17 protein-coding genes and 1 pseudogene are annotated in these 13,592 nt (G+C 74.4%); 6 read left to right on the plus strand and 12 right to left on the minus strand.

Annotated features, from left to right (window positions below):
- Window positions 1-2: 2 nt before the first annotated feature.
- Window positions 3-2,339 (minus strand): diguanylate cyclase, encoded by a 2,337-nt coding sequence (locus GA0070607_RS09305; RefSeq protein ID WP_089017846.1) that lies wholly within the window; start codon window positions 2,337-2,339, stop codon window positions 3-5.
- An 85-nt stretch (window positions 2,340-2,424) separates the two neighbouring features.
- Between GA0070607_RS09305 and GA0070607_RS09310 the strand changes: the two genes are divergently transcribed.
- Together GA0070607_RS09310 and GA0070607_RS33265 are read left to right on the plus strand one after the other, a co-directional pair.
- Window positions 2,425-3,102 carry a 5-formyltetrahydrofolate cyclo-ligase gene (locus GA0070607_RS09310; protein ID WP_089017847.1) on the plus strand — a complete coding sequence of 226 codons (678 nt, stop codon included), beginning with the start codon at window positions 2,425-2,427 and terminating at the stop codon, window positions 3,100-3,102.
- Window positions 3,099-3,305 (plus strand): annotated as a pseudogene (locus tag GA0070607_RS33265) (FmdB family zinc ribbon protein); the annotation flags it as partial. The gene GA0070607_RS09310 and the pseudogene GA0070607_RS33265, both read left to right, overlap by 4 nt.
- Before the next feature lie 14 nt (window positions 3,306-3,319).
- Here the strand turns inward: GA0070607_RS33265 and GA0070607_RS33270 are convergent.
- Window positions 3,320-3,523 (minus strand): hypothetical protein, encoded by a 204-nt coding sequence (locus GA0070607_RS33270; RefSeq protein WP_231931242.1) that lies wholly within the window; start codon window positions 3,521-3,523, stop codon window positions 3,320-3,322.
- A gap of 209 nt (window positions 3,524-3,732) precedes the next feature.
- On the opposite strand from GA0070607_RS33270, the gene GA0070607_RS09320 reads away from it, so the two are divergent.
- Window positions 3,733-4,281: a flagellar biosynthesis protein FlgA gene (locus GA0070607_RS09320; RefSeq protein ID WP_089017849.1), complete on the plus strand. Its 549-nt coding sequence runs from the start codon at window positions 3,733-3,735 to the stop codon at window positions 4,279-4,281.
- A gap of 55 nt (window positions 4,282-4,336) precedes the next feature.
- On the opposite strand, the gene GA0070607_RS09325 is transcribed toward GA0070607_RS09320, so the two are convergent.
- Window positions 4,337-4,519 carry a hypothetical protein gene (locus GA0070607_RS09325; protein ID WP_074316562.1) on the minus strand — a complete coding sequence of 61 codons (183 nt, stop codon included), beginning with the start codon at window positions 4,517-4,519 and terminating at the stop codon, window positions 4,337-4,339.
- Window positions 4,520-4,623: 104 nt separating this feature from the next.
- Here GA0070607_RS09325 and GA0070607_RS09330 point away from each other — a divergent pair, with 104 nt between their 5' ends.
- Window positions 4,624-4,944, plus strand: coding sequence for a hypothetical protein (locus GA0070607_RS09330; RefSeq protein ID WP_089021741.1), 321 nt, complete (start codon window positions 4,624-4,626; stop codon window positions 4,942-4,944).
- Between the two features lie 19 nt (window positions 4,945-4,963).
- On the opposite strand, the gene GA0070607_RS09335 is transcribed toward GA0070607_RS09330, so the two are convergent.
- On the minus strand, window positions 4,964-5,446 hold the full coding sequence (locus tag GA0070607_RS09335) for a DUF2231 domain-containing protein (protein ID WP_089017850.1): 483 nt from the start codon (window positions 5,444-5,446) through the stop codon (window positions 4,964-4,966).
- A 195-nt stretch (window positions 5,447-5,641) separates the two neighbouring features.
- On the opposite strand from GA0070607_RS09335, the gene GA0070607_RS09340 reads away from it, so the two are divergent.
- Together GA0070607_RS09340 and GA0070607_RS09345 are read left to right on the plus strand one after the other, a co-directional pair.
- Window positions 5,642-6,070, plus strand: a complete 429-nt coding sequence (locus tag GA0070607_RS09340) for a Fur family transcriptional regulator (RefSeq protein ID WP_089017851.1) — start codon at window positions 5,642-5,644, stop codon at window positions 6,068-6,070.
- Window positions 6,071-6,131: 61 nt separating this feature from the next.
- Entirely contained in the window at window positions 6,132-6,995 is an 864-nt protein-coding gene (locus GA0070607_RS09345) for an oxygenase MpaB family protein (protein ID WP_089017852.1), read from the plus strand.
- Window positions 6,996-7,014: 19 nt separating this feature from the next.
- On the opposite strand, the gene GA0070607_RS09350 is transcribed toward GA0070607_RS09345, so the two are convergent.
- The 8 genes from GA0070607_RS09350 to GA0070607_RS09380 all read right to left on the minus strand — a co-directional run bounded on the left by GA0070607_RS09350 (window position 7,015) and on the right by GA0070607_RS09380 (window position 13,585).
- Complete coding sequence (locus GA0070607_RS09350) at window positions 7,015-7,968, minus strand: RecB family exonuclease (protein WP_408630875.1); 954 nt, start codon at window positions 7,966-7,968, stop codon at window positions 7,015-7,017.
- 12 nt (window positions 7,969-7,980) lie between these two features.
- Entirely contained in the window at window positions 7,981-8,595 is a 615-nt protein-coding gene (locus tag GA0070607_RS09355; protein ID WP_089017854.1) for a MarC family protein, read from the minus strand.
- A 40-nt stretch (window positions 8,596-8,635) separates the two neighbouring features.
- A complete protein-coding gene (locus tag GA0070607_RS09360) occupies window positions 8,636-9,508 on the minus strand; it encodes a PHP domain-containing protein (RefSeq protein ID WP_089021742.1) in 873 nt (290 codons plus the stop codon).
- A 70-nt stretch (window positions 9,509-9,578) separates the two neighbouring features.
- Window positions 9,579-10,778 carry a hypothetical protein gene (locus GA0070607_RS09365; protein ID WP_089017855.1) on the minus strand — a complete coding sequence of 400 codons (1,200 nt, stop codon included), beginning with the start codon at window positions 10,776-10,778 and terminating at the stop codon, window positions 9,579-9,581.
- A gap of 56 nt (window positions 10,779-10,834) precedes the next feature.
- On the minus strand, window positions 10,835-11,578 hold the full coding sequence (locus tag GA0070607_RS09370; protein ID WP_231930917.1) for a SigE family RNA polymerase sigma factor: 744 nt from the start codon (window positions 11,576-11,578) through the stop codon (window positions 10,835-10,837).
- A 103-nt stretch (window positions 11,579-11,681) separates the two neighbouring features.
- Window positions 11,682-12,557, minus strand: coding sequence for a PH domain-containing protein (locus tag GA0070607_RS09375; RefSeq protein ID WP_089017856.1), 876 nt, complete (start codon window positions 12,555-12,557; stop codon window positions 11,682-11,684).
- Window positions 12,558-12,563: 6 nt separating this feature from the next.
- The gene (locus tag GA0070607_RS32740; protein WP_165942702.1) at window positions 12,564-12,722 is read right to left on the minus strand and encodes a hypothetical protein; all 159 of its coding nucleotides are present in this window, start codon (window positions 12,720-12,722) and stop codon (window positions 12,564-12,566) included.
- Window positions 12,723-12,838: 116 nt separating this feature from the next.
- Window positions 12,839-13,585, minus strand: coding sequence for a DUF6758 family protein (locus tag GA0070607_RS09380; protein ID WP_331716446.1), 747 nt, complete (start codon window positions 13,583-13,585; stop codon window positions 12,839-12,841).
- Between the last annotated feature and the right edge of the window lie 7 nt (window positions 13,586-13,592).

Genomic DNA, 13,592 nt, shown 5'->3' on the forward strand with positions numbered 1-13,592 from the left:
GACTATCGGCCACGGCTCTGCCGCGGCGGGTGTGGCCCAGAAGACGCGCCGCCGCCTGACCCCGGCCCGCCGGCGCCCGGGCCGGGTCGGGCGGCATCGCCGGCGCTGTCCGCCCCGCCGTCGGCCGGTTCCGGTCGGGCGTGCGACGGCCCCGCCGACGACGATTCGGGTACGCCCGCGGCCGGGTCCGACCGGGCGGGCCCGCCCGGCTCCCGGGCGACCTGCACGGGCGGGCCGGCGCGGGGCAGCCCGTCCGGTGGGCTCACCGCCCCCGCCGGGACCGGAATCTCCCGCCTCGGCACGTCCGGGCACACCTCGGCGACCCGGTAGGTGTCCCGGCCGGCGGCCTTCGCCGCGTAGAGCGCGTCGTCGGCGGCCTCCAGCACCTCCCGTCCGGTGCTGCCGTGGTCCGGATAGACGGCGATGCCGACCGACACGGTCACCACGACCGGCCCCGCGTACGCCTCGACGGCGACCGGCGTCTCCCGGACCGCCGCGCCCAGCCGTTCCGCCACGATCGCCGCGCCCCGGGCGTCGGTCTCCGGCAGCAGCAGCACGAACTCCTCGCCGCCCTGCCGGAAGGCGAGGTCGACCTCCCGGATCTCGCCGCGCACCCGCCGGGCGAACTCGGCCAGCACGGTGTCCCCCGCCGCGTGCCCGTAGGTGTCGTTGACGTCCTTGAAACGGTCCAGGTCCAGGGCGAGGACGCTGAGCATCCGGCCGAACCGGCTGGCCCGTTCCACCTCCCGCCGGATCGACTCGCGCAGGTAGCGGTAGTTCCACAGCCCGGTGAGCGGGTCGGTGAGCGAGAGCCGCTGCGCCTCCTCGTGCACCCGGACGTTGTCCACCGCCACCGCCGCGTGCCCGGCGAAGGTGCGCAGGGTGACCAGGTCGTCGTCGTCGAACTCGTCCGCGCCCAGCCGGTCGTAGAGGGCCAGCACGCCGAGCGCCGCCGCCGGCGCCCCGGCCTCCTCACCGGTGCCGCCGACCGGCGCCGCTGGTGCGGCCGTGGTCGTCGTGGTGCCGCCGCCCGGCGTGGCGAAGGGGACCGCGACGTACGTCTGGCAGCGCGGCTCGCCCGCCTGGGCCTCGGTCGGCTCCACCCGCCCACGCTGGGGCTCCCCGGTGGCGGCAACAGCGCCGACGACGCCGACGCCCACCGGCACCCGTAACGTCTCCGTCCCGTCCCCGTCCGGCCAGCGCCCGTCCAGCCCCTCGGTGCACTGTGCGACCAGCACCCCACCGGCCTCCACCAGCAGCACCGCGCCGGCCCGCGCCCCGGTGGCCGCGATGGCGCTGTGCAGGATCACCCGCAGGATGCGTTGCAGGTCGTGCGTGCTGGCCAGGGTGTCCCCGAGGACGGCGAGGTGGCCGCGCAACTGGTCCCGGCTGCTGGTCAGCGCCGCCACGTACGACCCGGTCTCCCGGGTCATCCGGTTGAACGCGGCGGCCAGCCGGCCCAGCTCGTCCCGGGTGCGCACCGGCACCCGGGCGGTCAGGTCGCCGTGCGCCACCCGATCCACCGCGCCGGCCAGCTCCACCAGCGGCCGGGTGGTCACCCGGGCCAGCCGCCAGGCGGTCAGCACGGCGAGCAGCCCGGCCAGCACGACCACGCCGACCAGCGTGACGTGCAGCGCGGGTGGCCGTTCGCTCGCCACGGAGAGCACCAGCGGCAGCGGCTGCCCGGAGGAGGGCCCGATGCGTCGCACGTACCGGCCCTCGGAGGTCTCGGTGACCCGCTCGCCGCCGGTGGCGCTGGCGGCGGCAAGCACCGCGTCGCGTACCTCACGGGATTCGGTGGTGTGGGTGACCCGCCCGGCGCTGGCACCGCCGTCGAGCAGGGTGACGGCCACCCCGGTCACCGCGGCCAGCCGGGCCACGAAGGCCGGGTCGACCAGTTGCGCGGCGGCCACCGTGCCCTGCAACGTGCCGGCCCGGTCGCGCAGGTCCACCCGGGCGGCAAGGGCGCGGATCGGGCCGGGCGGCGCGGCCGGGCCGGAGCAGTCCCGCCAGGGGGTCGACGGCGCCCCGGGCGAGGCGTACGTAACCTGGCCGGTCACGTCGGTGATCAGCACCCCGGCGGCCAGCCCCCGGCCGACCAGTTGGTCGGCGGTGCCGGCCGGGTCGCCGGTGAGGGCCACGGCGTCGGCGGTGGCGCGTAGCTGCTGGCAGAGCGCGTCGACCGAGGTACGCACTGTGGACGCCGCCACGGCTAGGCGCTCGGTGGAGCGGCTGCGGTCGACGGCGGCGACGATGGAGGCGACAAAGAAGGCCCCGAGCAGGACCGGCCCGAGCACCACCACGAGGAAGGCTGCTGTCAACCGCCCGCGTAGCGTCACTCGGTCCCCCCGGACGGTCCGCTTTCGTTGCTTGCGATGCTGACACAGAGCAACCGTGGGAGAGGCGTTGCGTCAGGAGTGTTGCGTGCCGGAATTTTCTGATGAAGCGGAAGTGACCCGGGTGGCGAAGCGGGACACGCGCGCCGAGCTGCTCGCCCGCCGTCGGGCGCTGAGCGGTCCGGCCCGGGCCGCCGCCGCCGGGCGCGTCCAGGCCGAGCTGGTCGCGCTGGTACGCCGGCTGCGCCCGCGCCGGATGACGGCGTACGTGCCGGTCGGCTCCGAACCGGGCGGGCCCGACCTGCCGGAAGTGCTGCGGGCGGCGCTGCCGGCCGACGCCGCGCTGCTGCTGCCGGTGCTCCGCGCCGACCTCGATCTCGACTGGGCGGCGTACACCGGGCCGGATGCCATGATCGCGGCCGGGCGGGGTATCCGGGAGCCGGTCGGCCCCCGGCTCGGGGTGGCCGCGGTGAGCGGCGCGGGCCTGCTGGTCGTTCCGGCGCTGGCGGTCGACCGGCGCGGCCGGCGGCTGGGCCGCGGCGGTGGCTCGTACGACCGGGCGCTGGCCCGGGTGCCCGAGGCGACGCTGACCGTGGTCCCACTGCACGACGGTGAGCTGGTCGAGGCGCTCCCGGTGGAGCCGCACGACCGCCCGGTCCGAGCGATCGTCACCCCTGCCGACGGGGTGCGTACGCTTGACGACGGCCCCGGTGCGGCGCATGGTGTCGCGCCCCACACGTCCGCTGGACGAACCCGGGGCGAATGACGCACCATTGGCACTCGAATAGGTCGAGTGCCAACTGGCTGAGCCCAGATCCGGAGGAGAACGTGCCCACGTACCAGTACGCCTGCACCGCGTGCGGTCACCAGCTCGAGGCGGTCCAGTCCTTCTCTGACGCGCCGCTGACCGAGTGCCCGACGTGTGCGGGGCGGCTGCGCAAGGTCTTCAACTCGGTAGGCATCGTCTTCAAGGGCTCCGGCTTCTACCGCACCGACTCCCGCGCCTCCGGCTCGGAGACGTCGGCCGGCGGCACGGCGGGCAAGCCGGCCAAGTCCGAGTCGTCCTCGTCGTCCTCGGGTGGAGACTCCGGGTCGTCGTCGGGCTCCTCGACCGGGTCGACGTCCTCGTCGTCCGGATCGTCCTCGTCGTCCGGCTCCTCGTCGTCCGGTGGGTCGAGCGGCGGCAAGGCCCCGGCGGCGACCTCCGCGTCCTGACCGCTGCGCCCGAGCGGCGTGGTCGTCCCGTGTCATAGCAGGTCCGGCCGGTCGGTGGGCGTTGTCCACAGGCCGGCCGGTTGTCCACAGGCACCGGCGGACGATCAGCTGACCGGGCCCCGATCGGCCTAACCTGCCGTCCACGGGTGTCGCTGCGGCACCCGGTGACGGGAGGCGGCAGATGGCGACCGGCGATCCGGACTCCGCTCGGGCGTTGCGGCCGCTGCGGCGGCTCGCCCTGCCCGGCGGGCGTACCCTGCTCCGGGCCGGGCTGGTAGCCGCGTTGCTGGGCCTGGCCGCCGCCGTCCTGCACACCCCCGCCGGCTGCCCGCCGACCACCCGCGCCACCCCATCCCCCGGCCCGGCCCGCGCCGGACCGGTCGACGGGCCGCAGCCGACCGACACGAGCGCAACCACGGCCGGGCAGCACCCGACGGCCGGCCCGTTACCGCTGCCCAGCGGCGCGGTCGGGGTGCCGGTCCGGTTGGCCGAGCCGGCCGCGCTGGCGGTGGTCCGCCCCGGAGCCCGGGTCGATCTGCTCGCGGCGCCGCCGGGCGGGGCGGGCACCGAAGCCGCCCTGCTCGCCCCCCGAGCGCTGGTGCTTGACGTGCTGGGTGCCGGCGCGACCGACGGGTCGTCCGCCCTCTATCTGGCGCTCCGCCCCGACCAGGCGCAACGCGCGGTCGGGCTGCCCGAGGGGAGCCGCTTCGCGATCGTCGTCCGCGGTTGACCGCGCACACCGCCGAGAGCGACGGCGGAGCCGGACGCCAGGACGGGGAGCGGGGTCAGCCCCAGTGCGGTGGGCGTTCGGCGAGCAGCCAGTCGTCGTTGCCGCCGGGCCGCTCGCCCCAGCCGCGGTCGGTGTCGTCGGCCGTCTGCTCGGGCAGCACCACGAAGTCTTCGCTCAGGTCGACGGTGCGATCGTCGTCGCCGCGCGCGCCCTGCGTGCCGGGGTCCTCGGTGCTCACGAGCGGCAAGACTAGCGCAGCCGACGACGGCGGACCGGTGGCAGACGGTGGCGCGCCGGCCAGAAGCGACCGAGCCGCCGGCCGCGTTGGTAGCGTCGGACGGCGTGACGACCCCCAGCGGTGGCAGCACCCCGGACGACTACTGGCGGCGGCCCGGGACCGGCGGCGAGGAAGCACCGGACCACGCCGCCGCCGCGCCCGCGAGCGGGTACGCCGGTCCACCGCCGAGCGTGCCGCCGCCGGCGGGCTGGCGTCCACCCGTACACCTGGAGCCGGCGCCGCCCCGGCGGCTGCCGCCGCAGGACATGGCCGGCCTCGACGTGGCCGAGCAGCGCGCGCAGCGGGTCACCTACGGGTTCGGCGCGGCGGTCGGCGTGGTGCTGGTGGTCCTGGTCTGCCTGCTCTGCTCGCGGGTTCTTTTCTGACCCCCGCCTCGACCGACGGTCAGAGCGTCGTGCCCCAGACGGCCTGGGCGCCGGAGTGGCCGGTCAGGTAGACGTAGACCAGAGCGGCGATGGAGAGCGCGACGACCGCCACCGCCAGCACGGGGGTCACCAGTGCCGGCAGCCGCGGCACCCGGGGGTGCCCGCTGGTCGCCACCAGCAGCAGAATGGCCACGATCCCGAGCGGCACCACGATCCGGAACAGGATGTCGCCGTAGCGGGAGTGCTCGAAGATCTGGTCGAGGAGCGGGCCCTGGAAGCCCCGGGCGACCAGCGCGTCGGTGAACGCCTCACCGGACTGGATCGCCACGAAGGCGGTCAGCGGAGCAGCCACGGCCAGGATGGCCACCGCCCAGTCCAGCCGGTGCCGCCAGCGCGGCAGTCCCACGTACGCGACGGCCAGCACGGCCAGCAGCGGCACGAACAGGACCACCGCATGGACCACCAGGACGTGTACCGGTAGACCCTGGATCTCCTCGAACATCGACACCCTCCAGGTGGATCACGGTCACGGGGTGGCCAACGTACGGTTCGCCGGTCCCCAGGCTCTCGACCGGAGACACGCGCGGCCCCTCGATCGGGTTCACCTCGCCCCGATCCGGCCACCGCCGGCTGTGTCCGTGGCCACCCCGACCGGACGTCGGTTGTCGGCACAGGTCGCACGTGCTGTCATTGGCGCATGTCCGGTGCCGAGGAACTGCTGCGATCGAGGGGCCTGCGCGTCACCCGACCGCGTCTCGCGGTGCTCGACGTCCTGGCCGGTGGCGGTCACCTGGAGGTCGACGAGATCACCCGGCAGGTCCGCGAACGCCTCGACTCGGTCTCCACCCAGGCGGTCTACGACGTGCTCGGGGCGCTGTCCCGGGCAGGGCTGTCCCGCCGGATCGAGCCGGCCGGCAGTCCCGCCCGATACGAGGCGCGCGCCGGCGACAACCACCACCACGTGGTCTGCCGGGGCTGCGGCGAGATCGCCGACATCGACTGCGCGGTGGGCAGCGCTCCCTGCCTCGAGCCGAGCGTCTCGCACGGCTTCGAGGTGGACGAGGCGGAAGTGACCTTCTGGGGTCTCTGCCCGGGTTGCCAGGCCCGCCGCTCCGCCGACAGCTGACGGGTCATTCGGGCCGGGAAAGGTGACCGGCGAGGTCTGCCGGGCGTGGCACTCTTGGGCGGTGAAGTCCGATGACCTCGGCCTCTTCGGTCCGGGTTCGGTCACGTGGAAGGTGCACGAGGAGCCGATCCTGATCGTCGCCGGCCTACGCTCGCTCTACCTCCAGGCGTTGCACCCACGGGCGATGGCCGGGGTCGCGCAGAACAGCGACTACCGCACCGATGCCTGGGGCCGCCTGGTCCGCACCGCCACCTACGTGGCGACCACCATCTACGGCACGACCGCCGAGGCGGAGGCGGCCGGGGCACGGCTGCGCCGGCTGCACGACCGGATGCGGGCCACCGACCCGAACACCGGCGAGGAGTTCCGGATCGACGAGCCGGATCTGCTGCGCTGGGTGCACGTCGCCGAGGTCGAGTCGTTCCTCAGCACGGCCCGGCGGGCCGGGCTGAGGCTCACCGACGACGAGGTGGACGGCTACTACACCGAGCAGCGCCGCTCCGCCGCCCTGGTCGGCCTCGACCCCGACAGCGTCCCGGGCACCGCCGAGGAGGTCGCTGAGTACTACCGCGCGGTGCGGCCGGAGCTGCGGATGACCCGGGAGGCCGCGGAGACCGCGCTCCTGCTCACCGCCCCGCCGCTGCCGTGGAAGCTCAGCCTGCCGGCCCGGCTGGGGCTCAGCCTCGGGCCACCACGCTGGGCGTACCTGGGGATCGCCGGCACCGCGCTCGCGCTGCTGCCGGCGTGGGCTCGCCGGATGTACGGCGGGCTCGGGCTGCCCACCACCGCCCTGTCGGCGGACCTGACCGTGCGCGCCCTGCGGCTGGCACTCGGCACTGTGCCCCGGCGCTACCGGGAGGGGCCGATCCTGCAGGCCGCCCGACAGCGGGCCGAACGCCTCACCGCCACCCCGCTGGCCGGCTGACCGGGCACCGCCGGAGGTTTCAGCCGTCGGTGGGCCGGTCCACCGCCGCCCACGGCTCCCTGCCCGGCGTCTGCGCCCCCGTTGGGCAGTGCCGCCGGTAGTCGCACCAGCCGCAGCGCGGGCCGGGCGCCACGGGGAACGCCTCATCCGCGTCGCCGCCGTCGGCGACCGCCCGCTCGGCGGCCATGATGTCGCGGGCCGTCTCCTCGGCCCGGGCCAACTGCCGGGCCAGTGACTCGACGGTGTGGTCGTGGCCCGCCACCGTGCCGGTCGGCAGGTGGTGCAGCTCGACCCGGCGACACGGGCGGCGGAACACCCGCTCGGCCGCGTACGCGTAGAGCGCCAGCGCCTGCGAGCCCCGGGCGTCGTCGGCGTCCAGCCCGGTGCGGCCGGTCTTGTAGTCGACGATCACCAGCTCCTGGCCCTCCGGCCCGGGCCGGGAGTCGATCCGGTCGGTGCGGCCGTTGAAGGCCAGCACTGCGGTCTTGACGGCCACCACCCGCTCCACGCCGAGCGGGTCGGCATCCGGCTCCAGCGTCTCGACGTACGCCTCCAGCCAGCCCAACGCCCGCCGGTAGGCGGCCCGCTCCTGCTCGTCGTCGCGGTAGCCCTCGCGGACCCAGGTGCCCTTGAGCAGGGTGGCCAGCGCCTCGGGACGGCGCCGGTCGGCGGGCAGCGCATACCAGTTCTTCAGCGCGGTGTGGACGCTGGCGCCGAGCGAGTTGTGCGCCCACGGCGGGCCCTTCGGCGGGGTCGGCCGGTCGACGTAGGAGTAGCGGTAGCGGCGCGGGCAGTCCGCGTACGCACCGAGCTTGCTCGGGGTGCAGACGAAGAGGCGCTCCGGCATGCCCTCGAAGCCGAGTTGCTCGGCGCCGCCGGCACGTTGCTGGGGGGCCCGGCCGCCGGCGGCCGGTCGTCCGGCTGAAGAGGATCGTCGCACGCCTGCGATCCTGCCATCCGCCCCCGACAGCATGGGGGTGCCCGGTCAGGTCATGTTCACGTACTGCGTGACGAAGGCCGCCACCGCGTCCGCGATGAGCTGCACGGCGATCGCGGCCAGCAGCAGGCCGGCGATCCGGGTCAGCACCTCGATCCCGCCGGGGCGCAGGATCTTCACGATGCCGCCGGAGAAGCGCAGCACGATCCAGACCGCGACCATCACGGCGAGGATCGCCGCGGCGATGGCGGTGAAGTCGCCCAGCCCGTCGGCCTGCTGGACGAAGAGCATTGTGGCGACGATGGCGCCGGGGCCGGCCAGCAGCGGGGTGCCCAGGGGCACCAGCGCGATGTTCGAGGTGACCTGCTGGCTGGGGTCGTCGGCCTTGCCGGTCAGCAGTTCCAGGGCGACCAGCACCAGCAGCAGGCCGCCGGCGGCCTGCAGTGCGGGCAGGTCCACGTGCAGGTAGTCGAGCAGGGTCTGCCCGGCCACCGCGAAGATCACGATCACGCCGAGCGCCAGCGCCACCGCCTGCCAGGCCGCCCGGTTCCGGTCCCGGGCGGGCAGCGGGCCGGTCAGCGCGAGGAAGATCGGCATCATGCCCGGCGGGTCGGTGATCACCAGCAGGGTCACGAAAACCTCTCCGAACAGCTTCAGATCCACGTGATCAACCTAGCCGCGCCGTTGTGGACCGAAACCCGGATCAGCCCGAAGCGACCTCGGTCACCCCCGCGGCGACGATCCGCTCGTACGCCTCCACACCGGTGCTGAACGCGCCGAGCTGGACGGTCTTGTGGGTGCCGTGGAAGTCCGAGGAGCCGGTGACCAGCAGACCAAGCTCGGCGGCGAGTGCCCGTACGTGCGCCTGCTCGGCCGGGCTGTGGTCCTCGTGGTCGGCCTCCAGCCCGGCCAGCCCCGCGGCGGCCAGCTCGGCGATCAGCTCGTCGGGCACCACCCGGCCGCGTCGGGTGGCGCGCGGATGGGCGAAGACCGGCACCCCACCGGCCGCCCGGACCAGCCGGATCGCCCGGAACACGTCGATGTCCTCCTTGGGCAGCCGGTACCGCTCGCCCAGCCAGTCCGGACCGAACGCCTCCCCGGTGCTCCCGACCAGGCCGGCCCGGATCAGCGCCTGCGCGATGTGCGGCCGGCCCACAGTGCCGCCTCCCGCGCCGGCCAGAATGTCCGGCCAGCTCACGTCGACGCCGTCGGCGCGCAGCAGCCCGACGATACGTTCGCCCCGCTCCTCGCGGGCGGCGCGCACCCGGGCCAGCTCGGCGACCAGCTCCGGGTGGTCCGGGTCGAACAGGTACGCCAGCAGGTGCAGCGGCACCGGCGGCTGCGTGCCGGACCAGCGACAGGACAGTTCCGCGCCCCGGATCAGGCGCAGCCCGGGCGGCAGCGCCCGCACGGCCGGCGCCCAGCCGGCGGTGGTGTCGTGGTCGGTGATCGCCAGCACGTCCAGCCCCGCCTCGGAGGCCGCGCGGACCAGCTCGCCCGGGCTCAGCGTGCCGTCGCTGGCCGTCGAGTGGGCGTGCAGGTCGATTCGCGGGGCGGAGCCGGTACGCGAGGTCACCACCCGACGCTACCCAGCGCCCCCGACCCCGTTTGGTCGAGGCCTACCCGCTCACGTCCGGTGCAGGTGGTCAGGAGCCCGTCACCACGACCGGCCGGTCCCCCGGCTGCACGCCGGGCACCGGGACCACCTGGGCCTGCTTTCCGGCCCGCACCTGACCGACCTCGACCCGGACCAACTGGCCGGCGCCGTCGACGTAGGTGGCGTCCGAGTCGGTCGTCCAGGCGATCGCGCCGGTCGCGGGCGGCCCGGCCGGCACGGCGGTCATGTCCGGTCCGAGCCGCTGGAGGTCGACCAGCAGTGCGCGGGCGGCCTTGCCGACCTGCCCGTTCACCAGCAGCCACCGCCCGTCGGCGGAGATCCCGCCGGCTCCGTCCCGGCTCAGCTGCGGACCGCAGCCGGTGCTGACCCGCTTGAGGTCACGTTTCGGGTCCAGTACGGCCAGGCAGGTCCGGCCCGTGTCGCCCGCGGCGAACTGGCCGACCAGCCGTCCGTCGGGCAGCGCGCCGTAGACGCTCAGCGTGGTCCGATCGGTTCCCACGGTCAGCGGCCCGGTGCCGGGCCGCCACAGGGCGTGGCCCGCGCCGTCCGGGTCGAGGCGGACCAGCACGCTGTCGCCGACGAACCGGACCGGTTCCGCGTCGGCGGGCAGGGAGGTGCGCACCGGCCCGATGAGCTGGGTGCCGATCACCCCCGCCACCAGCAGGCCGCTGCCGTCGCGCCAGGCGACCTGGCGGCCGTCGGGTGCCACGATGATCGCGCCCGCCCCGGCCAGCAGCACCTGCACCAGCCCGTCGCGCTGCGCCACCCAGAGGGAACGGCCAGCGGTGGTCGGCGCGCCGACCACCAACCAACCGCCGCCGCCGGGCAGCAGGTGGGCGGCCTCGGCGGGCCCGACGTCGGGCAACTCCAGCCGCGCCCCCTGCGCGCTGATCAGCGCCCCGGTGACGAGCACGTCGACGGACGTCCCGGGCGAGGGCGCGGGGCCGGGGATGGCCGAGGGAATCGGCCGGGCCGACTGGTTCGGGTCACCGATCACGACGATGGGTGTGCCCTGCCCACCGGAGCCGTCACCGAGCTGCGCCAGGCCGCTGCTGACCAGCACCGTGGCGACGACCCCGAGGGCGAGGCCGGCAGCGGTACGACGGCGCCGGATCCGGTTCGCCCGGCGGATGGCCTGGCCGGCCGGATCTGCGGTCAGTGGGCGCGGCGCGGCGACCTGGTGCGAGAGGGTCTCCCGCACCGCCCGATCCAGCTCGTCAGGTCGCACGTGGTAGGGACGCGGCGGGTGGCCCGTCAGGTTGCCTGACCGACCCGGGAATGCTCTCACCGCTGCTCTCCGGTGCCCGTGCCGACAGGCACGGCCGCCGGGTCGACGGCCAGCTCGTCCGGCAGCTCGACCGGACGGGGGGCGACCGGGCGGGGCACGGCCGGACGGGACGACGGGTTGGTTCTCGCCCGGGGCCGGCTGGGCGCGGCACCGCCGGTGGCCGTGACCTGCCCGTTCAGGCTGTTCGCGCCACCGGCACGCGCGGTGCCCGCGCCGCTGGTGCTGAACTCGGCGGCCAACTCGGGCGCGGCCGCGCCCATCCGCTGGCGGAGCGTGGACAGCGCCCGGGAGGCCTGGCTCTTCACGGTGCCCGGGGAGATGTTCAACATCGCGGCGGTCTGCGCCTCGGACATGTCCTCGTAGTAGCGCAGCACCAGTACCGCTCGCTGCCGGTTGGGCAGCTCCCTGAGGTGCCGCCAGAGCAGGTCGCGGTCCAGCTGCTGTTCGATCTCGTCGACACCGGCGCGCTCGGGCAGCACCTCGGTGGGGCGCTCACCGTGCCAGCGCCGCCGCCACCAGCTCGTCGATGTGTTGACCATCACCCGCCGGGCGTACGGCTCGACCGCCTCGATCCCACCGAGCCGCTTCCACGCCAGATAGGTCTTGGTCAGCGCCGTCTGGAGCAGGTCCTCGGCCGTGGCCCAGTCGCCGGTGAGCAGATACGCGGTACGCAGCAGGGCGGCGGAGCGAGCCGCGACGAATTCGCGAAACTCCTCCTCCAACGGGTCCCTGCTCGCCACCACGCACCTCCGCACCCCAGCCGTCCTGGCAGAGTGCCACGTCAGAGGCGCTCCGGTCCATGACGAAAGGTGCGCACTTGCTCCGATGTTCGGACGAAAACCTTCACGCCCCGTCGTCGGCCTTGGCCTCGTCGGCTTCCTTGCCCAGCCGGGCCTCGACCGCCTGCGGCTCGTACATCTCTTCGACCACTCGCAGGTAGAGCTCGTTCGGGTTGGGCAGGTTCTTGATCTCGCGCAGCGCCTGCTCCTGGCCGGCGGACTCCAGCACGAAGGTGCCGTAGTTGAGCGCCCGGCCGGAGGGGGTCTGCTCGTACTTCATGTCGGTGACCCGGACCAGCGGCATCATTGCCACCCGCCGGGTGATGATGCCGTTGACGACCATGACCCGCTTGTTGGTCAGGATGAACCGGTCATACCACCAGTCGGCGACCTTCCACGCCACCCAGCCCATGACCGCGAACCAGAGCAGCACGGCGATGGTGGTCAACGCGCCGACGTTCTGCCCGGCGAGGAAGCCGGAGAGGTAGCCGAGCACGAAGGTGGCCGCGATGCCGACCAGCAGCGGGGTGGTGAGGTGGATCCAGTGCCGCTTCCACTCACCCCGGTAGCGCTCGGTGGGGAAGAGGTAGCGGGCGACCAGCGAGCTGGGCTCGTCCTCCAGCGGCAGCACCCGCCGGGGAGTCGCGCCGGTCGCGTCGGCGCGCAGCCCGGCCAGCTCGTCCTCGGAGATCTGCGGCGGCTGGTAGCCAGCCTCCGGATCACGGATCCAGGCCCGGCCGGAACGACCCTCACCGGCGTAGCCCGGCCCGTCGCCGTAGCCGACGTCGTCCGATAGGGACGGACCGTCGGACAGGCCGGGGCCGGCACCGTAGCCCGGGCCATCGTCGGGCCCGATTCGTGGGATCGGCTCGGTGTCGCGCTCGCGGCGCTCCCGGTCGGGGTCGTCCGGGTCGAAGGGTGGACCGGAGGGGCTGCCCATTGGCGGTTAGGCGACGAGGCTGGTGAAGAAGTCGCCGAACCCCTGGGCAATGTCGACGATCCCGCCGCCGAGCGACTTGAACACATCCGCCGCAGAGTTTGGCCGGTAGGCGACGAAGAAGATCAAGAATGCGATTCCGGCCCAGGTGAGGACCTTCTTGACCATGGCGGGCCATCCTCTCGCGCGGCGCCGGGTCCCATTACCGCAGCGGCACCCAGAGTATCAGTGTGGTGTCGTACAGTGAATATCTGCGTCCGTTCTCCGTCAATCCGGGAGCCACGTCAAGCTCTCCCGGGTAGGTACGGGGACGGTGCGCCGTACACGAGCTCGGGCGGAGTCCACTCGGTCAGGTCGTGCAGCACGACATCTTCCGCGAGCAGGTGACCCGCACTCGCCGGCCAGGCTATCGCATGCAGCCACATTCCCCGAGCCTCGCCGGCGTACGCGCTTCGATCCTTCGGTGAATTCACCAGCCACAGTGGAGTCGGGTGCCCACCGACCCGGATCCTGGCCTGCCCGACGTGCTCGGGGTGACCCGGCCCAGGGTCGGTCAACGCGCCGGCCAATTCCGGTCCGGGGTCCGGGCCGGACAGCCCGGCCAGCCGGGTGCCCAGGCCGACGCCCGGCTCCTCGGCCACGAAGACCAGGTCGGCCGGGCCGCCACCGAGCGGCGCCGGGCCCGCGCAGGCCACCGCGGTCGCCCGCACTCCGGTGCGGTCGTCCCCGGCGTACGCCACGCCGGTGAGGGTCCAGCCGGGCGGCAGCGGCCACGGGCACCACAACGGCGTGCCGGGGGCATCCGCGGTCGCGGTGATCCGGTCCACCACGCTCGCCACGATCTCCGCTCCGATGTGCTCGGGCACGTGCAACGGTGGCACCGGGCCACAGTGCAGGCACCTCGACTCGGTGTGCATCAGATCCGGCGCCCGTACCGGGCCCCCGCATCTCGGACAACTCACCGCGACACTCACATCCCCACCGTCACCCCGGACCGCCGGCCCGTCAAGCCGGAACGTCCGATTCGGCACCCAGGGA

Origin of the sequence: Micromonospora coriariae, assembly GCF_900091455.1 — a bacterium.
GTDB lineage: Bacteria > Actinomycetota > Actinomycetes > Mycobacteriales > Micromonosporaceae > Micromonospora > Micromonospora coriariae.

What these genes read in the sequence shown, in the direction of transcription:
- GA0070607_RS09320 (WP_089017849.1), top strand. Translation starts at nt 3,733, where the DNA reads ATGGCGACCGGCGATCCGGACTCCGCTCGGGCGTTGCGGCCGCTGCGG.
- GA0070607_RS09335 (WP_089017850.1), bottom strand. Translation starts at nt 5,446, where the DNA reads ATGTTCGAGGAGATCCAGGGTCTACCGGTACACGTCCTGGTGGTCCAT.
- GA0070607_RS09340 (WP_089017851.1), top strand. Translation starts at nt 5,642, where the DNA reads ATGTCCGGTGCCGAGGAACTGCTGCGATCGAGGGGCCTGCGCGTCACC.
- GA0070607_RS09350 (WP_408630875.1), bottom strand. Translation starts at nt 7,968, where the DNA reads ATGCTGTCGGGGGCGGATGGCAGGATCGCAGGCGTGCGACGATCCTCT.
- GA0070607_RS09375 (WP_089017856.1), bottom strand. Translation starts at nt 12,557, where the DNA reads ATGGGCAGCCCCTCCGGTCCACCCTTCGACCCGGACGACCCCGACCGG.
- GA0070607_RS32740 (WP_165942702.1), bottom strand. Translation starts at nt 12,722, where the DNA reads ATGGTCAAGAAGGTCCTCACCTGGGCCGGAATCGCATTCTTGATCTTC.